The following is a 25,571-nucleotide window of genomic DNA, read 5'->3' as shown; positions in this document are numbered from 1 at the left end:
TCCACCCGCTCCAACGCCGCCTCACCTTCCAACGCTGCTGGTTCCGATTGCGATTTGCGGCGGAATCTCCATGATCTCAGAAATCCTGTAATACACACATCCTGCTAGTCCCTCCTCTTTTTGTTCTTTTGAGATATGATTCAGATGGGCCTCCCGTAAGTTTCCACGGAAGACGCCCAATGATTCTCATGGTTTGAATTTGAAAAGTTCCCCAAATAAGAGCGGATAGTGCCGAAGTCAATCGTCTGAAAGGAGCTTTCATGCGAGTTGAAACCGACGTGAAACTGGGGTTCAAAGACGTTTTGATTCGCCCCAAGCGCTCCACCCTCAAGAGCCGCGCACTGGTCGAACTGGAGCGCACGTTCACCTTTCTGCACAGCAAAAGGCAATGGAGCGGCATCCCGGTCATTGCAGCGAACATGGATACCATCGGGACGTTTGAAGTCGCCGAAGTTCTGGCTGCGCATAAAATGCTTTGTGCCGTCCACAAGCATTACAGCCTCAATGACTGGAACGCCTTTCTCGCCCGGCATGATGCGGATATCTATCAGCGCATCATGGTCAGCAGCGGGGTACTCGATGAAGACTTCACGCGGCTCGTCCAGATTGTCGACCGGCATCCGGAACTCGTTTTCATCTGCCTGGATGTCGCAAACGGCTACAGTGAATTTTTCGTCGAGTTCGTAGCCAAGGTGCGCCAGAAATTTCCCGACAAGACCATCATCGCAGGGAACGTCGTCACAGGCGAGATGGTGGAAGAGCTGCTCCTGTCGGGAGCCGACATCGTCAAGGTCGGCATCGGACCGGGATCGGTCTGCACGACCCGCGTCAAGACCGGAGTCGGCTATCCGCAACTGTCGGCGATCATCGAGTGTGCGGATGCGGCTCATGGTCTAGGCGGCAGGATTATTTCCGATGGCGGGTGCAAGTGTGCCGGTGACGTGGCCAAGGCATTTGGCGGCGGCGCCGACTTCGTCATGCTTGGAGGAATGTTCGCCGGGCATGACGAAAGCGGAGGCCCCCTGGTAGAACGCGAAGGCCAGCATTTCAAGCTGTATTACGGCATGAGTTCAGACACGGCCATGAAGAAACATGCAGGTAAAGTCGCCGAGTACAGGGCTTCCGAGGGGAAGACCGTCGAGGTGCCTTACCGGGGCCCGCTCGAGGAAACGGTCAAGGACATCCTCGGAGGTCTCCGCTCAACCTGCACCTATGTCGGCGCATCCGCACTCAAAGAGCTGACCAAGCGGACGACATTCATCCGAGTCATGGAGCAGGAAAGCAAAACCTTCTCCTGAACCTTCGGTCCGGGACCGTAAAAAAAATCGCATAACGCTACTAAATTCTTTCAATTTACCTTGTAATTTGTTGGAGACTCCTATATATTCTCAAATCGCCGGGCGGCCCACCCCCCTCCGGGCCCATGCGGGAGGAAATTGTGGATCATATATCATCCGCAGGTTGCCCCGCCCCGGCACTATTTATCACGACGCAGAAGGCATCTTTGTTGCCGCCTTCCGGCTTTCAGGAATAGCGAGTGGTGCCGCAGATTGTCAGGGGTTCGGCCAAAAGGCCGGACCCCTTGCATTTGCCCGAAACGATTTCCACGGCGGTCCCTTCCTTCTCACCGCCTGACCTGACAGTCAGGCCCCGCACCAGGGCGATCCCGCCCGCTGGCGGCAGTTGGATTAACGCTCAGGCATTCTCTTTGCATTAAAATCAGGCGCTGCTATCCTTGAACCCTGAACTCCAACAAAAAAAATCACAGCATGCACTCTGCCAAAAAAATTCCTGCCGTCCAAAAAAAGGAAATCAGCCGTCGATCTTTTTTAAAGACCGGTCTGCTGACCGCCACCGGCCTGTCGCTGCCGGTTTCCTCCCTGGCCCGGGTAGCCGACACCTTCTGGCCGGAGAAGGCTCTTTCCTTCTACAACACACACACCGGAGAAAGATTGCGCCAGGCCATCTATTGGGCTGAAGGCGACTACATTCCGGATACTCTTGATCAGATCAATCATCTTCTGCGCGACCACCGGAATGACACGATCAAACCGATAGATCCGGCACTTATCGATCTGCTCCATGCCCTTTCCCGTCAATTTGGAGCCCACCCCATCCATGTGATCTCCGGCTTTCGCTCTCCGGCAAGCAACCTTCTTCTCTTGCAGCAGACACAAGGAGTGGCCAAGCGGAGCCTGCACATGTCGGGCAAAGCCGTCGACATCCGGATTCCCGGTTGCGACCTGAGTCGGCTTCGCCGCGCAGCCATGGCCCAGAAAAGGGGGGGCGTCGGCTTTTACCCTGATTCCAATTTTATTCACCTGGATACGGGCCGGGTTCGCCACTGGTAGAACGAAACACTGCAGAAGAAAAAAAATTAACGAGGTCCTTCCGAGCGGGGGACCTTTTTTTTTCTTACTTGGAATTTCTTGGAATGAAAAAAACTCCTTCTCCTCACCCGCTGAACAAGTTTATCCTTGACTTTGGCTCATTATATTTTTAAATTAAACTAGTTTTAACAACCCATCATTAGGAGGAAATGAGATGAAAAAATTGTTGCTCGCTTTGATGTTGGTCGCGTTCGCATCTACCGTAGCGATCGCCGCGGAAGGCCCTGCAGAAGTTAAATTTGATGCAAAAATGGGTGCGGTCACCTTCAATCATGCCGGCCACCAGGGCACGGTCACCGACTGCACGACCTGCCATCACAAGGGGCTCGAGGCCGGCACCTGCAAAAGCTGTCATGGAGTCGACCCAGCCGCTCCGAAAACGAAAGATGCTTATCACAACCTGTGCAAAGGGTGCCATGATAAGAAGGGTGGTCCGACCGGCTGCAAGGATTGCCACAAAAAATAATCTCCAAACAGAAAGGCCCCCGGAAGGGGGCCTTTATTTATTTGTGTATCTTTCGCGCCAGGTTATGGAACATTCATTCCCATGTAACCCAAGCCGAACATATAAGAGGAAATCAAATCGCCACCCTTCGCGGCTAGGTCATACAGAAGATCCGCCTGCGCCAGGTCCCGTTTTACTCCCAAGCCCGATTCATACATGAACCCCAATCTCCTTAAGGCCTCGGCTTCGCCCTGCTCCGCAGCCGCTCGGAACCATTTCAGCGCTTCGGAATAATCGAGGGGAAGGCCCTTTCCGGTAAGATGCATCTCTCCCAGAATCAATTGTGCCGAAGCCTGACCCGATTTGGCCAGCGAGGTGATAAAGAAAGGGTCGATCTCCGCCGAGGCAGACGTATTCATGCCTACATTCGCCTGAGCATCGCCACGGGACGTACCGAGCGACAGCAGAATGGCCGCCAGACAGATTATCGACCTTGTGCTTTCGCTGTTCATGTGAGTCCTTAACTTTTTATAATTACTTATTTTTATATCCATCACCGACTTTAAGTCAATAATAATTTTCTCGGATTAATCTTTGCACGTGTCGAAAACGATTTAAACTACTGAGTTAGAAGGTTATTGATTCTGAGAGATCTATCCTTCGGAACCCCTTCGAAAAGAGCAGAAGTGAGATGACAAGAGTCGAAAAGCTTCCGGTATTCGTCTACGGCACGCTGCGTCGGGGTCAGAAGAATTATCCCCGCTATCTTCAGGGCAGGACGCTACGGGAATGCTCGGCCACCGTTAGCGGCCACCTGTATTTTGTGGATGACGGCGGCTATCCTTATCTGACATCGGGGAAGGGAAAAGTATTCGGCGAAATGATGGAGCTTCTCCCGGAGCAGTACGAGGAGGTTCTTCGGAAGCTGGATGAACTGGAGGAATACGACCCGCGCGATGAGAAACACAGTGCCTACCTGCGGCGCCGGACAGAGGCAGTCCTGGAGGATGGAGAACGGATCACCGTCTGGGCATACTACTGGAATTGTCCGGAGATTTCGGGGCGGAGAATCAGAAGCGGGGATTTCACCATGCAATACTGAGCAGGATCATCAGAAAGAGGATCCCGGCTCCTGGAGAAAGGCTTCCTCTTCGGCTGTGGTATGACGGCCCAGAACGGCGTTGCGATGAGGGAAATGTCCGAAACGCTCGATGATTCTTTGATGGCGTACGGCATAATCGAGAAAACCCTCGCACGCCTTTTTCATTCCTTCCGGAGACGACGCGAGGAGTTCTTCGAATAAGCGTACGGAGAGCTGCTGCATTACAGAATCCTCGGCGTGTTCAAGAGGAAGATAAAAGAATGCTCTTTCGATGATGGACAAGGACCGGTCCTGACCCAGGGCCAGACCAGTCCGGCAGAGTTCGAGGGCTTTGTGATCAAAGGCATACGCCTGAGGCGCGTTCCGGTGGATATGACGGGAGAACTGGTCGAGCAGGATGATCAGGGCCAGAGCGCCCCGGGGAGTCTGAGTCCAATGGTCATACTCTCCGCGCATGGCTCTGTGGAGGTCGGCTTCGAATCGATCACGGACCAGTCTGTCGGTCTCTTCCATACCCCCGAACCACAACCGGAACCGCTGCGGCGGTATCTCTTCGACCCCAGAGAGCTTATCGAACCAGAAGTCCAGAATTCTATCCTTGGCTTCCATAAATACCGCATTCCCCTGCCCGATTTCGTCTCGCTGCCCCCTTCAGACCTTTCCGTGAGGGAGCTGGTCCAGAAAGTTCCGCAGCGCCTCGGCACCCTCGGGCGCGAGGTCGAGAAACTGCACTCCCATTCCGATCGGCAGATTATTGGTCTTGACCCATTCCGGGTGATTTACCCAGGCCACGCGGCCCTTGCAGCAGAGAGGATGATCGGAACCGGTGAGGGAAATCTCCAGGTTCAACTTGGTATCGATGGGAAATAGTTTAGCGGTAGAGATGAAAGCTCCGCTGACGTTCAGATTGAGAATCCATCCCGGACGAAGATTGTGAATATCTTTACCCCAGCGAAGATGAATACGAACTTCGACCCGGGGTGCTCCACGATTGGCGATATTCAGAAGCCGGCAGACGGTGTTCGTCAATTCATCCGGATCAATCGGCTTGTACAGATTCCCGTCACAACCGGCTTCCTTGCAGCGCTCCAACTCTTGATCCACTCCGGGCGGAAGGACCAGGATAATGGGTGTTCCTCGAAGGATGGGATCGTTTTTGACCCTGCGGCAGCACACCTCGCCACTCAGTCCGGGCTGCTCAAGGTTGAAGATGGCCAGGGCCGGATCCTGCTCTTCGATCAACTCGAAGGCCTGCTGCTCGCTTTCTGCCACCATGAGAACAAAACCGCTCCTGCCAAACAAGGAATCCTTCAGCGTCCTTAAGAGTTCCGGGTCATTCGCCAGCAGAATCCTCTTTCCGACCACACATCCCTCTCTTTTCTTCGGAAAAGACATCCCAAGCAATTATATCAGATAAAAACAGCCGCCGGTCCCCTCCGGCGGGTCGGTGGATGGTTCCGAAAATCAGGCGACTTCAAGCAGGGTGATCTTAAAAACCAGGGACTTCCCGGCCAGGGGATGATTGGCGTCCAGCGTCACGGCAGTATCGGAAAGATCGGTCACCATGACCGGAAAAGAGTCGCCGTTCTCCTGGGAAACCTCCAGGTGATTACCGACGGCCAGTTCGATATCAGCCGGAACATCCTTGCGTTCAAGGACAGCCACCATTTCCTCCTTGTGCTGTCCATAAGCCTGCTCTGGAGGAACGGTAACGGTTTTACTTTCTCCTGGGGACATTCCTGAAACCGCCTGCTCGAAGCCGGGAATGACTTCTCCTTTTCCAATGGTAAATTCCAGCGGCTCCTTGTCTGCGGACGAATCGAACTCGGTTCCGTCTTCCAGGCTTCCGGTGTAATGAACTTTTACGAGATCGCCTTCTTTTGCATGTGCCATCAATTTTCCTTCCTTTTTTCCCGCCCTGGCGTCGAGCGCGTTTTCCTGTAGAAAAATGGGCCGTCTGCGCCGGCACCCTGGCGCAGACGGCCCGGCGAAAATTCCTTTCCGGATCTTACTGGACCGAAATAAGCTCGACATCAAAAATGAGGGTGGAGTTCGGACCGATCACCTGGCCAGCACCCTTTTCGCCGTATGCGAGAGAAGGCGGGATGAAGAGTTGCCACTTGGCTCCTTCCTTCATCAACTGCAGAGCCTCGGTCCAGCCGGGGATCACTCCCCCGACAGGAAAAGTAACAGGCTCGCCGCGCTCATAGGAGCTGTCGAATTCCGTTCCGTCGACGAGGGTCCCGCGGTAATGGACCGTCACCTGATCCCCAGGCTCGGGGGATTTTCCGGTCCCTTCCTCGATGACTTTATACTGAAGGCCGCTCGGCAGCGTCACGACCCCTTCCTTTTTTGCATTTTCCAGAAGGAAAGATTCCCCCTCTTGCCGGTTCTTCTCCCCTGCCGCCTTGGCCATCTCCTCCGCCTCGGCCATCCTTTCCTGCTGAAATCTCCCGATGGCTTCCTGGATCTCTTCATCGGTCAGCAGCGGTTTAGTGTCCGAGATCGCATCTTTGATCCCGCGGGCCAGCAATTCAGGATTGACCTCGATATTCTGAGACTTGAAATCCTTTCCGATATTTAGGCCGATACTGTAGCTGACCTTGTCCATCAGCGTCTCCAGCTTGGGCGTCTTGTCCGCGGCGGTACAGCCGATTGCAAGCAGAACAATGGTGAAGGTCGTCAGAATTGCCAGGAGTTGCCTTTTCATTTGGGTTCCTTTCCGGGGTAAACAGCATGAAGTATTGTGGGCAGTAAAAATCATGAATCCTTATCTACATAACCCGGGGAAACATGTCTGTCAACTAATCATTGTCTGAAAAACTTGGAATCAGGGTCCCTCCTTCCCTTTGTTCTTGCCCGGCCCTCTTTGATCGCGCACTCGTCTGTCTTTCCGTGCTGACACACCTTGCAAAATTGGGCGTTGCTCCGTTTTACTGTCCGCGCTATAGTAGCGAGCTATGAGTGACGAATCCAAATCATTTTTCCGGGAACATCTCAAGAAGGAAATCGCCGGAGTATTCTGGCTGGCAGCAGGCATCTTCGGCCTGCTCTGTCTCATATCCTTCGATAATGGCGATCCCTCCTTCAACAACAATCTCCACCCCGAGGTTATCCGCAACTTCGGCGGTGTGGTCGGCTCAAACCTTGCCGACCTGTTTTTTCAGGCCTTCGGTCTGCCGGCCCTGCTCATCCCCCTGGCCTGTCTCCTCTTCTCCTGGCGCCTGCTCAAGTTCCGCGACGTCAGGTTTCGTTTCTATAAGGTGGGCGCCTTTGTCGTTCTCCTCCTTTCCCTGGACGGACTGATCGCACTCCGCCTGCGGGAAGTCTCCTTTTTCGGAGAGACCGTCAATGAAGCGGGAGGAGGGGCCGGACGGGTTCTGGCCGACGCACTGACCGGTTATCTCAACATCACCGGCGCGGCCATCTTTCTCACCGTATTCTTTCTCGTCTCCCTGATGCTCGCCGCCCGCTTCTCCGTCGTCCTTTTCCTGGAGGGAATCCTCGGCCGTCTCGGCAGCGGCCTGGAACGGCGCCGCGAAACCCGGGAAGCCCGCAAGGCCAAAAAGGCCAAAGAGAAGGGGATGCGAATCGCCGCGGCGCCGCTGATCGTTCCCCCCGAACCCAAGCCGGCTCAGTTCATGCTCAAGCCGCCCAAAGCGAAGAAGAAAAATACGGCAGAGGAAATCGGTCAGGAGACCTTCGATTTCCTCGAGCCCTCGGGAACCTATCACCGCCCCCCCCTCTCCCTTCTCGATCACGAGGGCGAAGCCCCGCCGCCGGTCGACCGGGAGGCGCTGACCATGAACGCCCGGATTCTGGAGAAAAAGCTCAAGGACTTCAACGTCGATGGAGAAGTGGTGGAGGTCAAGCCGGGACCGGTGGTCACCATGTACGAATTCGCCCCCGCCCCTGGGGTCAAAGTGAACAAGATCGCCGGCCTCTCCGACGACCTCTCCATGGCGCTGAAGGCCCTCTCCATCCGCATCGTCGCCCCGATCCCCGGACGCGGGGTGGTGGGAATCGAGATTCCCAACAAGGAGCGACAGACGGTTTATCTCAAGGAGATTTTCGACTCGGAGGAATTCCAGAAATCCGGGGGGCGGCTGCCGATGGCGCTGGGCAAGGATATTTTCGGCCGTACGGTCGTCTCCGACCTGGCCAAGATGCCGCACGTACTGGTGGCGGGCTCAACCGGAAGCGGCAAGTCGGTCTCCATCAACACCATGGTCCTCTCCCTCCTTTACCGCGCCACCCCGGAAGATGTCCGCATCATCATGGTCGACCCCAAGATGCTCGAGCTCAGCATCTATGAGGGGATTCCCCATCTGCTGCTGCCGGTGGTGACCAACCCGAAGAAGGCGGCCCTCGCCCTCAACTGGGCGGTGCGCGAGATGGAGCGCCGCTACAAGCTGATGGCCGACAAAGGGGTTCGGAACATCGAGGGTTACAACAAAAAGGTCGCCCGGGAAGAGAAGGAAAAAGAGAAGCTGCGTGCCGAGGACAAGGTGGTGGTCGATCCGATTGATGCCGATGAAGATGCGCTGCCGCAGATCCAGATCGCCGAAGGGGAGGAGCTCGACCACGGCCATCTCCCCTACATCGTGGTCATCGTCGACGAACTGGCCGACCTGATGATGGTCGCCGGCCGCGACATCGAGGAAGCGGTCACACGCCTGGCGCAGATGGCCCGGGCCTCGGGCATCCACCTCATCCTGGCCACCCAGCGCCCCAGCGTCGACGTCATCACCGGACTGATCAAGGCTAATTTTCCCACCCGGATCTCCTTCAAGGTCTTCTCCCGCATCGACTCGCGCACCATACTCGACCAGATGGGAGCCGAAGCCCTCCTGGGGATGGGAGACATGCTCTTTCTTCCCCCCGGTACCGGCGCCCTGCAGCGCGTCCATGGCGCCTTCGTCTCTGAGCTGGAGGTGCAGCGGGTGGTCGAATTCCTCAAGAAGCAGGGAGACCCGGAATACGACAAGTCGATCCTCGAAGCGCCGCCTTCCGGAGAGGGAGGCGGCGGCGACGAGGAAGGGTATGACGAGAAATGGGACGAGGCGCTGGCCATCATCGCCGAAACGCGCCAAGCCTCCATCTCCATGCTCCAGCGCCGGTTGCGCCTCGGCTACAACCGAGCGGCGCGGATGATCGAAAAAATGGAACAGGAAGGGATCGTGGGGCCTTCGGACGGGACCAGCAGGCCGCGCGAGGTGTTCATCAGCAACATTCCTTCGGCATGAAGTTCGCCTTCATTCCGTTTCCGCTTCTGATTGCCATTACTTCCTCCCTCCGCTACCATTTCCCCAAGGACCAATTCCATGTGGAGATGTCTACCGACAAGTCATTGAATCCGAAACATCTTCCGCATATTAAATTCAACGAGAAAAGGCCCGCCCCGCATCGGGAACCGGCCTTTTCTCGTTTCATGTCGGAGCGCTAAAGACTACTCCAAAACAACCAGCAGATCCCCCTGGTTGACCTGATCACCTTCCTTGAAGAGAATCTCCCGGACCACGCCTTCCTTCTTCGCCTTGACGTTGGTCTCCATCTTCATCGCCTCGGTGGAGAGAAGGATATCTCCCTCCTTGACCTGATCGCCGACGGCAACCAGCACCTTGAAGATTTTGCCCGGCATCGGCGCCCCGACCTCCTTGAAGTCGTCGGGGTCGGCCTTGGCGTGGGATACGATCTCGGTGACCGCCGAGAGGTCCTTGATCGATACCTGGCGCCCTTCGCCGTTGAGCTCGAAGTAGATGTTGCGGGTGCCGTCCTCGCGGACCCGGCCGACGGCGTTGAGTTTGACGATGAGGGTCTTGCCGGCCTCGATGTCGATGCTCACCTCGTCGCCCACGTCGAGACCGTAGAAGAATACAGGAGTGGGGAGTACCGAGGTGTCGCTGAACGCCTGGCGGTGCCGGTCGAACTCTTCGAAGACGCCGGGATAGAGAACGGCGGAGAGGACCTCGCGCTCAGAGACGGGGTGCCCCAGCTTCTTTTCCAGCTCTGCCTTTTTGGCGGCCAGGTCGACGGGCTCGAGAAGCTCGCCGGGGCGGCAGGTGAGAGGCTGCTCTCCCTTGAGGATGATTTTCTGCAGGCGCTCGGGGAAGCCGCCGTAGGGCTGCCCGATCATTCCCTTGAAGAAGTCCACCACCCCCTGGGGGAAGGCCAGGTCCCGGCCGCGCTCGTAGACGTCCTCGGGCTGGAGGTTGTTCTGAACCATGAACATGGCCATGTCGCCCACGATCTTGGATGAAGGGGTGACCTTGACCAGGTCGCCGAACATGTCGTTGACCTTTCGGTACATCTCCTTGCACTCCTCCCAGCGGTGACCGAGGCCGAGGCCCTCGACCTGTGGCTTGTAGTTGGAGTACTGGCCGCCGGGGATCTCGTGGTGATAGACCTGGGCCGTGCCGCTGCGCAGCTCGGATTCGAAAGGGGCGTAGTAGGTGCGCACCGTCTCCCAGTAATTGGCCAGCTTCTGGATTCCCTCCATGTCGAGCTGCGGATCCCAGATGCTCCCTTCCAGAGCCGCCAGCAGGGCGTTGAGGTTTGGCTGGGCGGTAAGGCCGGAGACCGAGGAGAGGGCCGCATCGACGATATCGACTCCCGCCTTGGCGGCCATCATCAGCGTCGCTCCGCCGTTGCTCGAGGTGTCGTGAGTGTGCAGGTGCACAGGAATGCCGATCTCGCTCTTGAGGGCCCGCACCAGCTTCTCGGCGGCGAAGGGCTTGAGCAGTCCGGCCATATCCTTGATGGCCAGGATGTGGGCGCCCATCGACTCGAGCTCTTTGGCGAGATCGACGTAATACTGGAGGGGATACTTGTCCCGCTTGGGATCGAGAATGTCGCCGGTGTAGCACATGGAGGCTTCGCAGACGGCGCCGCTCTTGCGCACCGCGTCCATGGCCACGGCCATCCCCTTGGTCCAGTTGAGAGAATCGAAGACCCGGAAGATATCGATGCCGCTCTCGGCCGCCTTGTAGACGAACTCCTGCACCACGTTGTCGGGGTAGTTGGTGTAGCCGACGGCGTTGGAGCCGCGCAGCAGCATCTGGAAAAGGATGTTGGGGACCTTCTGGCGCAGCCGGTCGAGGCGCTCCCAGGGGTCTTCCTTGAGAAAGCGCATGGAGACGTCGAAGGTGGCGCCTCCCCACATCTCCAGGGAGAAAAGGCCGCCACCGAGGTGCGCCGTCGCCTCGGCGATGCGGTCGAGATCAAAAGTGCGGAACCGGGTCGCCATCAGCGATTGATGGGCGTCGCGCATGGTGGTGTCGGTGATCAGCAGCTTCTTCTGCTTGCGAGCCCACTCGGCCAGCCCCTCGGGACCCTTCTCCCGCAATATGTCGCGGCTGCCGCGCGGATGCGCCTGGCCGTAGGGAATTTCCGGCAGATCCGGTTCGCGCAAGTTCTTGAAGTGCAGCGCCTTCTCCGGCTTGATTCCAGGATAGCCGTTGACCGTGGTGTGGCCGAGGAGGTTGAGCAGCTTGTTTGCCCGGTCGCGCTTGAGCGGGAACTGGAACACCTCGGGATGGCTGTCGAGGAAGGAGGTGTCGCACTTGCCCTCGAGGAAGAGAGGGTGGGTGACGACCTTTTCGAGAAAGCCTATATTCGTCTTGACCCCGCGGATGCGGAACTCCCGCAGGCTGCGGTCCATGGTACGGGCGGCATCGGCGAAGGTCAGGCCCCAGGTGGAGATCTTGACCAGGAGCGAGTCGTAATGAGGGGTGATCTGGGCTCCGGCATAGCCCGCGGCGGCATCGAGGCGCACGCCGAAGCCGGCGGCGGTGCGGTAAGCCTTGATAGTGCCGAAATCAGGAGCGAAGTTGTTCAGCGGGTCCTCTGTGGTGACCCGGCACTGGATGGCGTAGCCGCGCAGCTCGATGTCCTTCTGGCTCTGGATGTTGATCGCCGGGTCGGTGAGCTTGTGCCCTTCGGCGATGCGTATCTGGGCCTGCACCAGATTGCGCATGGTGACCAGTTCGGTGACCGTGTGCTCCACCTGGATGCGGGGATTGACCTCGATGAAGTAGAAGTTGCCGTCCCGGTCCAGAAGGAACTCGATGGTGCCGGCGTTGACGTAGTCGACCGCCCGGGCGATCTTCATCGCGTAGTCGCACAGCTCCTTGCGCTTGTCGGCGGTCAGATAAAGCGACGGGGCGATTTCGATGACCTTCTGATGCCGGCGCTGGATGGAGCAGTCGCGCTCGTAGAAATGGATGATGTTGCCGTACTTGTCGCCGAGAATCTGGACCTCGACGTGCTTGGGGTTCTCGATGTACTTCTCCAGAAAAATGGCGGCGTTGCCGAAGGCCGCCTGGGCCTCGGAGGCGGCGCTTCGCAGCCCTTCGAGAAGCTCCTTCTGGCTGCGGGCAACCCGCATGCCGCGACCCCCGCCGCCGGCGCTGGCTTTGACGATGATCGGATAGCCCGTCGCCTTGGCAAAGATCAGGGCTTCCTCCTCGGTCTGGATCGGCTTTTCGGTCCCGGGGACCACCGGCACCCCGGCCTCGGCAGCCACCTGGCGTCCGGAAACCTTGTCCCCGAGGCGGCGCTGGATCTCGGGGGTCGGCCCGATGAAGGCGATGCCGGCCCGCTCGCAGGCCTCGGCGAACTCCGGATTCTCCGACAGAAAGCCGTAGCCGGGATGGATGGCGTCGACATCCTTCCTGCGGGCGAGATCGATGATCTCGTCGATGCTCAGATAGGCGTCGATGGGCCCCCTGCCCTTGCCGATCAGATAGGCCTCGTCGGCCTTGTAGCGGTGCAGCGAAAGCCGGTCCTGCTCCGAATAGATCGCAACGGTGCTGATCCCAAGTTCGGTGCACGCACGGAAAATACGGATGGCGATTTCCCCACGATTTGCCGCCATGATTTTCTTGAACTTCTGTACAGCCATTAAACCTCCTCCAGCGGCTGACTTCAATCGCCGATACGGATTTATCTAAAACAAAACGAAAATAAAGTTAAATTAAATTTTTAACTATACTGAATTTTTCAGTTATTCTATCATCTTAGGGAAGGACTCAGGGTGACGACATATAACCAGAGGCGGGAATGTCTTGTCAAGGTAAAATATTGTTTTACTTAATAAGTTGCTGATTTCACTGACGATTTTAAACTCTTTATCGCGAATGATCCCATATATCGCAATTGAGAAATTTCAACCCTATTCTTCTCATGGAAGACAGATGTCCAGAGGCTCAGAGAATGTCTCCAGCGTCCCATCGAGTTCTGTTTACCTTTCCGCCTTATCCATGAACACCTTGATCAGATCGAGGGGGATCGGAAAGACAATGGTGGAGTTCTTCTCCGCCGAGACTTCCGTCAGGGTCTGAAGAAAACGCAGCTGCAGCGCGCCCGGCTCGGAGGAGATGATCTTGGCGGCTTCGGAGAGTTTTTGCGCGGCCTGGAATTCTCCCTCGGCATGGATGACCTTGGAGCGCCGTTCGCGCTCGGCTTCTGCCTGGCGGGCCATGGCACGTTGCATCTCCACCGGCAGATCGACGTGCTTGATCTCGACATTGGAGATCTTGACCCCCCAAGGATCAGTCTGCCGGTCGAGAATCTCCTGGAGATGCTGATTAATCCTCTCCCGGTGGGCCAGCAGTTCGTCTAGCTCCGACTGCCCCAGAACGCTGCGCAGAGAGGTCTGGGCGAGCTGGCTGGTGGCATAGAGATAGTTTTCCACCTCGATCATCGCCTTCTCCGGATCGACCACGCGGAAATACAGGACAGCGTTGACCTTGATGGAGACGTTGTCCTTGGTGATGACGTCCTGGGGCGGAACGTCCATGGCCACCGTGCGCAGGCTGACCTTGATGATCCGGTCGACGACCGGAATGATAAAGCGCAGGCCAGGACCCTTGACCATGGCGAAGCGGCCGAGGCGGAAGACCACCCCCCGCTCGTACTCGAAAAGTATCCGCACGGCGCTGCTGATGATGCCGATCAACAGCGCCAGGACAACCGCCCAGCCGATCAATCCGATGGGAATCATTCGTCCTCCTCGAAAATCAGTTCGGAAAAGATTTTCACCCCGTTGGCGACCATGCCGACCAGCAGAGCGACCATGAGACAACAGACGACCCAGGCAGAATCCATCGTTTATTCTCCTTTTTTATTCTCATTGAAACAGGAAGAGGTCCTCTCATCGAGAAGCGCTCTCCAGTTTTTTGACTTCAATCCGCATGTTTTCGGCAATCCGTACGACTTCCACCGTCTCCCCCAGGGCGATCGGCTCGGTAGAAAAGGCATCCCAGTATTCGCCGTGGACGAAGACCTTTCCCTGCCGGTGGATATCGGTGACGGCCTGCCCCAGCTCCCCCACCATCCCCTCCACCCCCGAAACGAAGCGGGTCTTCTGCGTGCGCACAACGAAGAACAGCACCGTTGCGACAAAGCCTCCGCACACCGCCACGGTAGCGAAGATCACTGCCCGGGAGATCTGAAGATAGGGGACGGAGGTGTCGATCAGCATCAGAGAGCCCATGGTCAGGGCAACGAGGCCGCCGATGCTCAGCATCCCGTACGAAGTGACGAACACTTCGAGAATGAACAGTATGATTCCGAGCAGAATCAGCAAGAACCCGACATAATTGACAGGCAGGGTCTGCAAACCGAAAAAGGCCAGCAGCAAGGCGATGGCCCCGATCGCTCCCGGGAGGATGACCCCCGGCTGAGAGATCTCGAAAAAGATCCCGAGGATGCCGAGCATCATCAGCAGATAAGCGACATTGGGATGGCTGACGGCATTGAGGATCTTCTGCCGCCACCCCATTTCGGCTCGGTTCAGGACCGCCCCCTCGGTCTTCAGAATCTTTTCCTCGCCTCCGCGCCGATATGTGCGGCCGTCCAGAGCGGCGAGGAGGGAGTTCTCGTCCGCGGCGACGATATCGATGACGCCGAGTTCATGAGCCTCTGTAGCCGGCGTCGAGATGCTTTCACGCACAATTCTCTCTGCCCACTCCACGTTGCGCCCGCGCTGCTGAGCGATGCTGCGGGCGTAGGCGGCGGCATCTTCGACCACCTTACTCATCATCGGGCTTTCCTTGTCCCCGTCACCGCCGGGGCTTGGACCGATCGTCACCGGATGCGCGGCGCCGATATTGGTACCGGGGGCCATGGCCGCGAAATCGGCGGCCAAGGTGATTAGGGCGCCTGCCGAGGCCGCCCGGGCGCCCGAGGGATAGACATAGACGATGACAGGCGCTTCGGACCCGAGAATCCCCTGGATAATGGCGCGCATCGCCGTATCGAGCCCGCCCGGCGTATCGAGTTCCAGAAGAAAGGCTTCGGCTTCGCCGGCGTTGACGCTCGCAAGTTCGGCAGTGATGAAATCGGCGACCACGGGATTGATGACCCCTGCCACCTGGACCACCCGAATGGGTGCGGCGGCAGGCTGTCCCTTCACTTCAAAAAAGGGGCACAGAAGCAGCATGCTCAACACGAGGGCGACAGCAAGCCCATGTCGTTTTTCTGATGTCATTGTACAATATTAACAAGGGCATAGAGCGTGTCAAATCGGTATTCGGGGTGATCGCGGCGGGTGGGCTTCAGGAGATTGGGCTTTTACCGAAATCCGGCTTGCGCGGTTGTCAGTGATATGCTAATTTGAGTACCGTCAAAGCAATGACGCTTTCATTCCTCCCGTGGAGTGGTCGATGAAGAATCTGTCTCAAATACTCTTGATTGATGACGAGGCCCACAACCGCGAGGCACTGGCCCTCCTTCTTACTCACGCCGGCTACCAGGTTCAATCCGCGGCATCGGGTGAAGAGGGGCTGGAACTTCTTCACAAAACGCCTTTCGAAATCGTCATTACCGACCTGTTTCTTCCTGGGGCCAGCGGCATCGATATCCTCAAGAAGGTGAAGGAAGATTCTCCTTACACCTGCGTCATTCTCATCACCGGCAACGCCTCGGCGGAAACGGCCGTGGAAGCGATGAAGGAGGGAGCCTTCGACTACATCACCAAACCCCTCAATTTCGAAAAACTGAAGATCCTGGTTGCAAAGGCCATGGAGAAGAGCCGCCTGGTCGCGGAGAACCTCTATCTTCGCCAGCAGCTTCGGGGCAAATACAAGTTCGACCGGATCATCGGCAACAGCCTTGCCATCCAGCAGGTTTTCTCCCGGATGGAGAAGATCGTCCACACCGATTCGACTATCCTCATCCTTGGAGAGTCGGGGACGGGAAAGGAGCTGGTCGCCAAGGCCATCCACTTCAACGGCCTGCGCAAGGACAAGCCGTTCATCGCCATCAACTGCGGCGCCATCCCGGCAGACCTGCTGGAGAGTGAACTCTTCGGTCACGTCAAAGGCTCCTTCACCGGCGCAATGAGCGACAAAGCAGGCAAATTCGAGGCTGCCAGCGGCGGCTCCATCTTCCTCGACGAGATCGGCACCATGCCCATGCACCTGCAGATGAAACTTCTGCGCGTGCTCCAGGAGCATGAGGTGGAAAGGGTCGGCTCGAGCCAGAAAATAAAGCTCAACGTTCGCGTCATTTCGGCGACAAACGCCGATCTGGAGGAGCAGGTTAAAAAGGGCCATTTCCGCGAAGACCTCTATTACCGTCTCAACGTCATCCCCATCCTTCTTCCGCCCCTGCGCGAACGCCGTGAAGACATCGCCCTCCTGGCCCGTCACTTTCTGCAGAAGAGCTGCAATGAAATGAACCGTCCTCTCATGTCTCTCTCCCCAGCTGCCATGAGGGCACTGGAGGCGTATGACTGGCCAGGGAATGTGCGGGAAATGGAGAACGTCATGGAGCGGACGGTGGCCCTGACAGAGGGCGAATTGATAGAACGGGAGGACCTGCCCTCGGGAATCGGCGGACACAAGGAGGACCCCCTGTCCCTTCTCGGCCCCCGAGTCACGGAAGAGGGAGTGGACATGGCGCAGGTGATCAGTGAAATCGAACGTCACATGATCCGGGAGGCACTCGATCTGGGCGGCGGAATCAAGGCCCGGGCCGCCTCTCTGTTGAGCATCAATCGCACCACTCTTGTGGAGAAGATCAAAAGGCTGGGGTTGGAGTAAACCTGAAAGCCGGGACGAAGGACGGAGAACTGAAAGCTGAAAACTGAAGGCTGATTGCTAAAGAACAGGTTCGGGTGGAGGGGGCTTGACAGGCACAAACCCCTGCTTGCGGACATCCCACTTGTAGCTGCCCGCATCCCAGATATTTTCCAGAAGGTCCCAATTGATATGAACCCCCTTCATTTCATCGACCGTGTCGGAAGCTTGCAGCATCTCGCCGTCATCGATCAGGTTGTCGCCATTCAGGTCCGCCCATAAAAAAGGGGCAACCTTGATCTGTTCCTCACCGAGCACCGGGGCCGGCGGCGTGCGCCCCTTGGATTTGGCGACCACCTCGCCGATAAATCTGCCGGTGCTGCCGATCTCAGCCTGCTCACCCACCTTGAGCAGATAGGAAATCGGGCGCTGGCCTTCATTGGGCTTGATGATCCACCGAGCCACTCCCTCCACGTTATCCAGACTCGAGGCCGGAGGATTGGCTTCAATCAGCTTCCATCCCCGAGGGAAATGCTCTCTCAGAATAACTCCCTGCATCTCGTCCTCCGCCTCCAGACGGATCTGCACCGGGATGATGCTTCCCGGAGCGGCATAATTAGGAAGTGATCGACTGCCCTTGATGCCCGCCTCCAGGACTTCGCTGCGATTAAAGTAAAAGAGCATCCCCACCACTGCGGCCAGAACAAGAATCGGGGGGACGATGCGATTCCAGCTTTTCCATTCATTTACGGTCGCCTCCGGAAGCGGACACTCCCCAGTCCCCCCTTCCAGAATTTGCTCTACGGGAACTTCGAGGGCTTCGGCCAGGCGCAGGGCGTTTTCGCGCTTTATAGACGGATAACGGTTATTCTCCCATCGGGATATGGTGTCCGTGGTCACCCCGACGACCTTGGCCACATAAAGTTGGGTCAGTTTTTTTTCCTCGCGGACGCGTCGGACAAGACTGCCGTTCAGGCAAATTGTGGGGGGTAGACCGTGATCCATTCAAATACCTCTCCAGCCAATTGGCGTGGAGTTTAGCAGACTCCTCACAAAGGTGCAAACAGTAATGAAAAAACCCTGAACAGGTCTTGAATTTGCTCGACATCGTTAAGTCTAAGCTATTAAAATCACAGCAAATGAACCAGACATCGGGTAAAAAACAACCAGATGTCTGATGTATTAATCAATATTGTCCTGTAAACTCTCATCTGAAACAGCGAACATCCCGTTCGCAGAATCAACCCTTATTCACATGGAGGTACAGGTATGAAACGTTTCATCGCTGTTCTGCTCGTAGCCGGCTTCATGGCCGCCGGCGCTCTGGTGGCCACGGCCGCCGACAAAGGTCAGGAAACCGTCCAGTATGAGACCAAAATGGGCACCGTGACCTTCCAGCATCAGGCCCACCAGGGTCGCGTGGCGGACTGCACGACCTGCCACCACAAAGGCGTTGAAACAGGCAAATGCAACACCTGTCACGGTGTCGATGCTGCCGCGCCCACACAAAAGGACGCCTTCCACAAGCTGTGCAAAGACTGCCATAAGGACAAAGGCGGCCCCACCGGCTGCAAGGACTGCCACAAGAAGTAACATGCTTTAAGGGGGGGGCGGCCATCCGCCCCCTCTTACTTTTTCCCATTGCCTGCCCCCCGCTGCATCCTCAATGTTGTTTTTTCTTTTCTGCACGGCCCTGTCTAGTTCTCTTCCACACGACATAAGATATTCGAAATACAGGCATTTTTTTTTAGCGTTGACACCAAAAACAAAGGAGAGTATATGAGCGATATGCATACGTTCCGGTCCGGGAACGCGCAAGAAGACGAAGCATAAAAAGCAACCCCTTTTTATATCCGCCAGCTCCCAGGCACCCCGGACCCAAGGAACGTCGCCATCCCCCCCTCGTGGGAAGGGAATTCTCAGGCTTCAAAGGGGTTAATATGCACGTCGCGCTCGCCTTCAACCTGCGGCAGGATTCCGCTCAGGAAAAGGACTGCTCTCCAGCGGATGCTCCCGCCGAACCTCCCTCTTCACCCTCCGACGATCTTTACGCCGAATGGGATGACATCCATACCATTAAGGCGGTAGAATCGGCCCTTGCCAGTCGGCATCGGGTTTCCCTTGTCGAGGCCAACCTCGACGCCTTCAATGCCTTTCGCACTCTACGGCCCGACCTCGTCTTCAACATCGCCGAGGGCCTGAACTGCAACAGCCGCGAGGCCCAGATACCTGCGATGCTCGACATGCTCGACATCCCGTACACCGGCAGCGACCCGGTCACGCTCGGCATCTGTCTGGACAAATGCCGCACCAAGGAGATCCTCTCCTGGCACCGGATTCCCACCCCCCGTTTCGCCATCGTTCATTCCATGTCGGAAATACCCGCCGGCCTGCGCTATCCGTTGATGGTCAAGCCGACCTTGGAAGGGTCGAGCAAAGGAGTGGTGGACAATGCCCTGGTGAGAGACCGGCAGGGTCTGATTCGGCAGTTGGAATGGGTCCTCGAAACATACCGGCAGCCGGCGCTGGTGGAGGAATTTCTCCCCGGTCGTGAATTCACCGTGGCCCTCCTGGGCAACGGCCCCGACCTGCGGGCACTTCCTATTGTCGAGATAAATTTCGACACCCTGCCGGCAGGCGTGAACCCCATTTATTCCTATGAGGCAAAATGGCTCTGGGATCAGGAGGAGAATCCTCTGCAAATTTTCTCCTGCCCGGCTGTTCTTGACCCACTGCTGCAAAGAAACATCGAGGAGGTTTCCAAGAAGGCCTTTCGGATTCTGGGTTGTCGCGACTGGTGCCGGATCGATGTGCGCCTGGACGGACAGGGCATGCCGCACATCATCGAGCTCAACCCCTTGCCCGGCATTCTGCCGCGCCCTGAACAAAACAGCTGTTTTCCCAAGGCGGCGCGGGCTGCCGGGCTGTCATACGATCATTTGATCCTCACAATTGTGGAGACCGCCTGCAACCGTCTTAACCTGGGCCTGGGGAGCAGAAATGAACGTCGCGGTATGCTTTAACCAAGTTCCTGACACGTTGCGCAAAGGCGAAGCAGGAGACCGCATTTCCGAAGCTGGGGCGGAAACGGAGGCCTATGCCGTCAGGAAAGCCTTGAGGGCGATTGGGCACAAAGCGGAACTGACGCCTCTCGGCTCTGACATCTCCAAATTCATTAAAGAATTGCATGCCCTCGAACCCGAGGTGATCTTCAATCTCTGTGAAGGGTTCTGGGGAGACAGTCGCAAGGAAATGCATATCGCGGCGCTCTTCGATCTGCTGGGTTACCCGTACACCGGCTCCCCTCCCCTGTCCCTAGGTCTGACTCAGGACAAGGTCCGCACGAAGGACGTTCTGGTGCGCCACGGACTTCCCACCCCCAGATTTGTACTGGTCAAAACGGGGGAGCAATTTCCCAGGATAAGTGACCTTATTTTCCCTCTTTTCGTCAAACCCCGCTTTGAGGATGCATCCCTTGGCATTACTTTCGAGAGCATCGTTGAAAACGAACCCGAGTTGAAAAAACGTATCCGCTATATTCACGATACCTACCGCCAGGGCGCTCTGGTCGAGGAGTTCATTGATGGCCGGGAAATCAACGCCGCGGTCCTCGGCAACACTTCCAGCGAGACGTTGCCCCTTTCCGAGATCCGCTTCAGTCAAGGCCTCGCCCGCCCGATCGTCAGCTATGCCGGCAAATGGCTCGAAGAGTCGACCGAATTTTCAAACACGGAACCTGTTTGTCCGGCTCCGCTAAACGTCCAGGAGGAATTCCGGCTCAGGGATGTGGCCCTGCGCGCCTACAAGCTTCTTGAATGCCGGGATTACGCCCGCGTCGACATCCGCCTCCGAGACGGCGTTCCCTACATCCTGGAAGTGAACGCCAACCCGGACATATCGCCCACCGCCGGACTGGCCAGGTCAGCCCTGGCCGCGGAGCTCTCCTATCCGAAGCTGATCGACCGCATTCTCAACATGGCGTTGAAAAGAAAGGAATCTGGCCATGCGAAGCCTTAAACGCAGCGATCTTCCCCAGCTGAAGCGCATTCTGGATGCGACAGGCGCATTTACCGTTACCGAGGTCGACTGCGCCATGGAACTGCTCGGCATCGTACTCGACGATCCGGATCAGAAGGATTATTTGGTCACGGTCGCCGAGAGCGAGGCGGGAGTGACCGGCTACATCCTCTATGGTCCGGTCCCGCTCACCGAGGGGAATTTCGACCTCTACTGGATCGCCACCGATCCGGCTGTCCAAGGTCAGGGGGTCGGCCGCGAACTCATGGCCTACGCCGAGGCCGATGTCCAGAGCCGCGGCGCCCGTCTTATCTGCCTGGAGACTTCTTCCCAGGGCGGGTATGAGAGAACCAGGCTGTTCTACGAGCGGGCCGGATATGTGGAAGAATCCCGCATTCGCGACTTCTACCGAGTCGGCGACGACCGCATTACCTACATCAAACGCTTTTCCAAAAAGGAGAAGAACTGAAGCGATGGAGACCTGGCAAAAACTTTTCCAGGCAAGCATTACACGCCCCGGCAACCTCCCCGGCCGTTTCGGAATCGACCCCCGGCCGCTGGAAGCGGTCGCCGATCGCTATCCGATGCGCGTCAACCCATATTACCTCAGCCTGATCCAGACTGTCGGAGATCCCATCTGGCGTCAGGCCGTTCCCGCCGAAGACGAGCTTCGGGATCGGGTCTGCCCGGCAGATCCTCTCGACGAGGAAAACCAGAGCCCGGTTCCCAATCTGGTTCACCGCTATCCTGACCGGGTTCTGTTCCTTGTCTCCCCGGAATGCGCCATGTACTGCCGATTCTGCACACGCAAACGCAAGGTCGGCGGCGAGCACATGGCCATCAGCCGACAGACGATCGAAGAAGGAATCCGCTATATTGCCAGCCGTCCCGAGATCCGCGATGTCATTCTATCCGGCGGGGATCCGCTGCTGCTCGATGACGAGCGGCTCGAGTGGATCCTCAAGGCCCTGCGTGCGATTCCAACGGTTGAAATCATCCGTATCGGCACCCGGATTCCCGTGGTTCTTCCTCAACGCATTACGCCTGCCCTGGCGCGCCTGCTGCGCCGGCATTCCCCGCTGTATATCAATACCCACTTCAACCATCCGGATGAAATCACCGATATTGCGGCCAAAGCGTGCGCCCGTCTGGCCGACGCCGGGATCCCTCTTGGAAACCAGTCGGTATTGCTGCGAGGAGTCAACGACGATCCGCTGGTGATGAGACGACTGATGCAGAAGCTCCTGACCATCCGGGTCAAGCCCTATTACATTTATCAGGCCGATATGGTTCAGGGAACCAACCACTTCCGAACCAGCGTCGAGGAAGGGCTGGAGATCATCCGTGCCCTGCGGGGACACACTTCCGGCATGGCGGTCCCGGCCTACGTCATCGATGCCCCCGGCGGGGGAGGGAAAATCCCCCTCTTGCCGGACTATCTGCACAGTCTTGGTGAAGAGGTCGTTCTCAGGAACTACCTCGGGGAGAGCTATCGGTATCAAAACCCGGCCCGGTTAAGCGGATCGCGTCATGACGATGCCGCCAATGACCTCACTTGATCAACGGATCCGTCATTCATTCCGTTCGGAGGGGAGGGACTCCCGGGTCTCTACCCTCCTGCGATATGAAAGAGCGAGCCAAGTGAAGCGATCGCTACAGTATTTTCGCTCCTCGAGCACACATCCTGCTTCATTGTTCTTTTATTTTCGGAATACCCCGAGTGGGGACCGCTTTTCACCTTGCATTATTTTCCTTAAGCATATAGAATATCTCTGGATCTGAGACTTGGTTTCCAAGTCAAGGATCCGGCCCCGTGTGCACCCCCCCTCCGCGCGCGGGGCCTTTTTTTTCAACCTGCCCACTGAACGTACTCCATCCATCTCCCCCTTCGTTTTTGCTGCGCCCCCTGTAAAAAATTATCGAATCAGCTATAAAAGAAGGTTGCATGATGGATTCGTTTTATGTAGAATCGCGCCCATGTTCCCACGGCTCTTATGGAGCCGCAGGGTTTCGCCCCGTGATACCCCCTCCTTCACGGGGCGTTTTTTTATCCGCCGCCCTTACCTTTACCCAGCAGCGCTTCCCCCCCCTTTTCCCATCCATTCCCCTGAACCACGAGATTCTGTCGTCCGGAAGGATCTTGCTCCCGCCTGGACGGCGTCACTCCATCCATCTGAGGTTCTCCTTCCCAGTCCGGCAGGGGGCGATTCCCACCACAATATTGATGCCTTAGCAAAAACTCAGCGGATGCTAAGCAAAAATTTCGTTCTACAAGGCTTGGTGGCTTTTCAGGGGCGAAGGCATACAATCAGGCATGTTGAGGTCCTGGAAAACCGCCGTAACGCCGTAGGAAGGACTTTTTGCGACCGCCGTCATTGGCAAAAAAAATCCGATAGTGATAGGGTTGAATTAAAATAAGCCTGCCGGAGGTCCCATGAATAACCGTCCTCATGATGAAGATCCCGTCCAGCGCCTGAGTGAAATCGACACGAAAACTTTGCCGGTCGATGGAGGCGAGCGGTACAATCGGCTCATCTTCGCCAAAAGTCCCTACCTGCTTCAGCATGCCGAAAATCCTATCGACTGGTATCAATGGGGAAAGGAGGCGTTCGCCCGCGCTCGATCAGAGGACAAACCGGTCTTTCTCTCCATTGGTTATTCCACCTGTCACTGGTGCCATGTGATGGCGCATGAATCCTTCGAGGACGATGAAATCGCCAAATTGATCAATCGGCACTATATCGCCATCAAAGTTGACCGCGAAGAGCGCCCCGATGTGGACAACACCTACATGGCGGTCTGCCAGATGATGACGGGAAGCGGCGGATGGCCTCTGAATCTCGTCCTGGCCCTGGACAAGAAACCCTTCTTCGCCGCCACCTACATCCCCCGTAAATCCCGCGGGGGCATGGTTGGACTTTACGAGCTGCTCACGAAAGTGGCCGAAATGTGGTCCTCCGATCGGGAGCGGCTTCTTCGGACCGGCGATGAGGTGGGTGAGGCGCTGCTGCGCCTGGAGGACGAAGGTAATGAGGGGAAAAACACACTGACTGACGAACCCCTTAACATGGCCTATCAGCAGTTTCTGAGCACCTATGACCGGGAACATGCCGGCTTCGGCACACCAAAATTCCCCAGTCCACACAATCTCTCACTGCTTCTGCGACTAGGGCGGCGAACCGGTCAAGAAGAGTCCAGGGTGATGGCCCTCAACACACTTCAGCGTATCCGCCTGGGAGGAATCTTCGACCATATCGGCTTCGGAATTCATCGATACGCGGTGGATGCCGGCTGGCTCGTTCCTCATTTTGAAAAAATGCTTTACGATCAGTCCCTGGCCGTACCCGCCTACCTGGAGGCTTTTCAGTTTGCCGGGGACCAATTCTACGCGCAGGCGGCCCGGGAAATCCTCGAATATGTCCTCCGTGACCTGAAACATCCCGAGGGCGGTTTTTACTGCGGCGAAGATGCCGATTCGGAGGGGGCGGAAGGAACCTTTTATCTCTGGACCCCGGCTCAGGTCAGGGAAGTGCTCGGGGAAGAGCTGGGGACCGTCTTCTGCCGCAGCTATGACATCACGGAGGAGGGCAATTTCGAGGGGAAAAACATCCCGCATCTGAAGGAAGACCTCGCCTCCCTGGCCCGGCGGGTGGATGTCCCCGTTGGCTCGTTGTCGGATCTTCTGGCCGAAGGGAGACAACGGCTCTTCGATGCCCGGGAGAAGCGCGTCCGTCCCCATCGGGACGATAAGGTCCTGACCGGATGGAACGGGTTGACCATCGGAGCCCTGGCCCGAGCCGGAGCGGTTCTCGCGGAGAAGCGTTTCATCGAACAGGCGCGGAGTGCAGCTCATTTCATCCTGAGCCGTCTGCGCGATGAAAACGGACGGCTGCTCCGTCGTTTCCGCCGGGGCGAAGCGGCCATTTCCGGCTTCCTGGAGGATTATGCCTTTTTTGTCTGGGGGCTTATCGAGCTTTATCTCGCGGATTTCGATCCCCTTCACCTGCGGACGGCCTGCGAACTGACCGAAGAGATGGAGGAACTTTTCAGCGACGGCCAAGGGAGATATTTTGACACAGGAAAGGATGCCGAAACGGTCCTCGTTCGCAGTCGATCCCTGCAGGACGGAGCCATCCCCTCCGGCAATTCCGTTGCGGCCTTCAATCTTCTGCGCCTTGGCCGACTTACCGGCAGGGGAAACCTCGAGGAGCGAGGCGAGGAGCTGCTGAAGGGTTGGATGGCTCGCGTGAACCGTTATCCGTCGGCCTATTCCCAGTATCTCATCGCACTCGATTATTCGCTGGGGACGAAATCGGAGGTCGTTCTGGCAGGCGAAAAGGAAGATTTATCGACTGTGGAACTGTTGATCCGCCTTCGTTCGCGTTTTCTTCCGCACACAGTGGTCCTACTCAGAAAGCCGGGTGATGAGGAGCTGGAAGCCATCTCAGATCTGGCTGAAGGCAAAGAGATGATTCAAGGGGAAGCGGCAGCCTATATCTGCATGGACCGAACATGCATGCAACCGGTAACGGAGGCGGAAGAACTTACGAGAATTCTGGAAGGCGTGGAAACAGCGTCGGGGGAAGGAAAGTAGC

The 25,571-nt window shown here is 57.1% G+C and carries 21 protein-coding genes; 12 read left to right on the top strand and 9 right to left on the bottom strand.

The features are described from left to right. Nucleotides 1–260: 260 nt before the first annotated feature. The 3 genes from guaC (at nt 261) to DTF_RS0113820 (ending at nt 2,856) form a co-directional block, all read left to right on the top strand. The gene (gene guaC, locus DTF_RS0113835) at nt 261–1,298 is read left to right on the top strand and encodes a GMP reductase (protein WP_027715792.1); all 1,038 of its coding nucleotides are present in this window, start codon (nt 261–263) and stop codon (nt 1,296–1,298) included. Between the two features lie 471 nt (nt 1,299–1,769). Beyond that, complete coding sequence (locus DTF_RS0113825) at nt 1,770–2,351, top strand: DUF882 domain-containing protein (RefSeq protein WP_051361308.1); 582 nt, start codon at nt 1,770–1,772, stop codon at nt 2,349–2,351. Between the two features lie 193 nt (nt 2,352–2,544). Next, nucleotides 2,545–2,856, top strand: a complete 312-nt coding sequence (locus DTF_RS0113820; RefSeq protein ID WP_027715790.1) for a cytochrome c3 family protein — start codon at nt 2,545–2,547, stop codon at nt 2,854–2,856. 62 nt (nt 2,857–2,918) lie between these two features. Here the strand turns inward: DTF_RS0113820 and DTF_RS25590 are convergent, their stop codons facing one another. After that, nucleotides 2,919–3,347, bottom strand: coding sequence for a tetratricopeptide repeat protein (locus DTF_RS25590; protein WP_027715789.1), 429 nt, complete (start codon nt 3,345–3,347; stop codon nt 2,919–2,921). Nucleotides 3,348–3,526: 179 nt separating this feature from the next. Here DTF_RS25590 and DTF_RS23595 point away from each other — a divergent pair, with 179 nt between their 5' ends. After that, nucleotides 3,527–3,937 carry a gamma-glutamylcyclotransferase family protein gene (locus DTF_RS23595; protein ID WP_035057068.1) on the top strand — a complete coding sequence of 137 codons (411 nt, stop codon included), beginning with the start codon at nt 3,527–3,529 and terminating at the stop codon, nt 3,935–3,937. 9 nt (nt 3,938–3,946) lie between these two features. Here the strand turns inward: DTF_RS23595 and DTF_RS0113805 are convergent, their stop codons facing one another. The 4 genes from DTF_RS0113805 to DTF_RS0113790 form a co-directional block, all read right to left on the bottom strand. Then, nucleotides 3,947–4,546, bottom strand: a complete 600-nt coding sequence (locus DTF_RS0113805; protein WP_027715788.1) for a DUF924 family protein — start codon at nt 4,544–4,546, stop codon at nt 3,947–3,949. A gap of 42 nt (nt 4,547–4,588) precedes the next feature. Further along, on the bottom strand, nt 4,589–5,332 hold the full coding sequence (locus tag DTF_RS0113800) for a response regulator (protein WP_081702977.1): 744 nt from the start codon (nt 5,330–5,332) through the stop codon (nt 4,589–4,591). 69 nt (nt 5,333–5,401) lie between these two features. Continuing rightward, nucleotides 5,402–5,830 carry a peptidylprolyl isomerase gene (locus DTF_RS0113795; RefSeq protein ID WP_027715786.1) on the bottom strand — a complete coding sequence of 143 codons (429 nt, stop codon included), beginning with the start codon at nt 5,828–5,830 and terminating at the stop codon, nt 5,402–5,404. A 115-nt stretch (nt 5,831–5,945) separates the two neighbouring features. After that, nucleotides 5,946–6,647: an FKBP-type peptidyl-prolyl cis-trans isomerase gene (locus tag DTF_RS0113790; protein ID WP_027715785.1), complete on the bottom strand. Its 702-nt coding sequence runs from the start codon at nt 6,645–6,647 to the stop codon at nt 5,946–5,948. Between the two features lie 250 nt (nt 6,648–6,897). Between DTF_RS0113790 and DTF_RS0113785 the strand changes: the two genes are divergently transcribed. Then, nucleotides 6,898–9,183, top strand: coding sequence for a DNA translocase FtsK (locus DTF_RS0113785; RefSeq protein WP_027715784.1), 2,286 nt, complete (start codon nt 6,898–6,900; stop codon nt 9,181–9,183). Between the two features lie 203 nt (nt 9,184–9,386). Here DTF_RS0113785 and DTF_RS0113775 read toward each other — a convergent pair whose 3' ends face one another. From DTF_RS0113775 to DTF_RS0113760, 3 genes are all read right to left on the bottom strand, one after another. Continuing rightward, nucleotides 9,387–12,839, bottom strand: a complete 3,453-nt coding sequence (locus DTF_RS0113775) for a pyruvate carboxylase (protein WP_027715782.1) — start codon at nt 12,837–12,839, stop codon at nt 9,387–9,389. A gap of 339 nt (nt 12,840–13,178) precedes the next feature. Continuing rightward, nucleotides 13,179–13,940, bottom strand: a complete 762-nt coding sequence (locus DTF_RS0113770) for a slipin family protein (protein WP_027715781.1) — start codon at nt 13,938–13,940, stop codon at nt 13,179–13,181. 150 nt (nt 13,941–14,090) lie between these two features. Continuing rightward, nucleotides 14,091–15,380: a nodulation protein NfeD gene (locus DTF_RS0113760; protein WP_226989346.1), complete on the bottom strand. Its 1,290-nt coding sequence runs from the start codon at nt 15,378–15,380 to the stop codon at nt 14,091–14,093. Between the two features lie 223 nt (nt 15,381–15,603). Between DTF_RS0113760 and DTF_RS0113755 the strand changes: the two genes are divergently transcribed. After that, the gene (locus DTF_RS0113755; RefSeq protein ID WP_027715779.1) at nt 15,604–16,983 is read left to right on the top strand and encodes a sigma-54 dependent transcriptional regulator; all 1,380 of its coding nucleotides are present in this window, start codon (nt 15,604–15,606) and stop codon (nt 16,981–16,983) included. Nucleotides 16,984–17,040: 57 nt separating this feature from the next. Here DTF_RS0113755 and DTF_RS0113750 read toward each other — a convergent pair whose 3' ends face one another. Then, entirely contained in the window at nt 17,041–17,964 is a 924-nt protein-coding gene (locus DTF_RS0113750; RefSeq protein WP_027715778.1) for a helix-turn-helix transcriptional regulator, read from the bottom strand. Between the two features lie 264 nt (nt 17,965–18,228). Here DTF_RS0113750 and DTF_RS0113745 point away from each other — a divergent pair, with 264 nt between their 5' ends. From DTF_RS0113745 to DTF_RS0113715, 6 genes are all read left to right on the top strand, one after another. After that, nucleotides 18,229–18,552: a cytochrome c3 family protein gene (locus DTF_RS0113745; RefSeq protein ID WP_051361307.1), complete on the top strand. Its 324-nt coding sequence runs from the start codon at nt 18,229–18,231 to the stop codon at nt 18,550–18,552. A 347-nt stretch (nt 18,553–18,899) separates the two neighbouring features. Next, nucleotides 18,900–19,982 carry an ATP-grasp domain-containing protein gene (locus DTF_RS23590; RefSeq protein ID WP_051361306.1) on the top strand — a complete coding sequence of 361 codons (1,083 nt, stop codon included), beginning with the start codon at nt 18,900–18,902 and terminating at the stop codon, nt 19,980–19,982. Beyond that, nucleotides 19,960–20,976 carry an ATP-grasp domain-containing protein gene (locus DTF_RS23585; RefSeq protein WP_081702976.1) on the top strand — a complete coding sequence of 339 codons (1,017 nt, stop codon included), beginning with the start codon at nt 19,960–19,962 and terminating at the stop codon, nt 20,974–20,976. The genes DTF_RS23590 and DTF_RS23585 overlap by 23 nt, the downstream gene beginning before the upstream one ends. Next, nucleotides 20,963–21,445: an N-acetyltransferase gene (locus DTF_RS0113730; RefSeq protein WP_226989345.1), complete on the top strand. Its 483-nt coding sequence runs from the start codon at nt 20,963–20,965 to the stop codon at nt 21,443–21,445. The genes DTF_RS23585 and DTF_RS0113730 overlap by 14 nt, the downstream gene beginning before the upstream one ends. A 4-nt stretch (nt 21,446–21,449) precedes the next feature. Then, nucleotides 21,450–22,535 (top strand): KamA family radical SAM protein, encoded by a 1,086-nt coding sequence (locus tag DTF_RS0113725; RefSeq protein ID WP_027715775.1) that lies wholly within the window; start codon nt 21,450–21,452, stop codon nt 22,533–22,535. An 875-nt stretch (nt 22,536–23,410) separates the two neighbouring features. Beyond that, complete coding sequence (locus DTF_RS0113715) at nt 23,411–25,570, top strand: thioredoxin domain-containing protein (protein WP_035057063.1); 2,160 nt, start codon at nt 23,411–23,413, stop codon at nt 25,568–25,570. Nucleotide 25,571: the final 1 nt, after the last annotated feature.

Source organism: Desulfuromonas sp. TF (assembly GCF_000472285.1).
Lineage (GTDB): Bacteria > Desulfobacterota > Desulfuromonadia > Desulfuromonadales > ATBO01 > ATBO01.
This window is presented reverse-complemented; position numbering and strand designations above follow the sequence as displayed.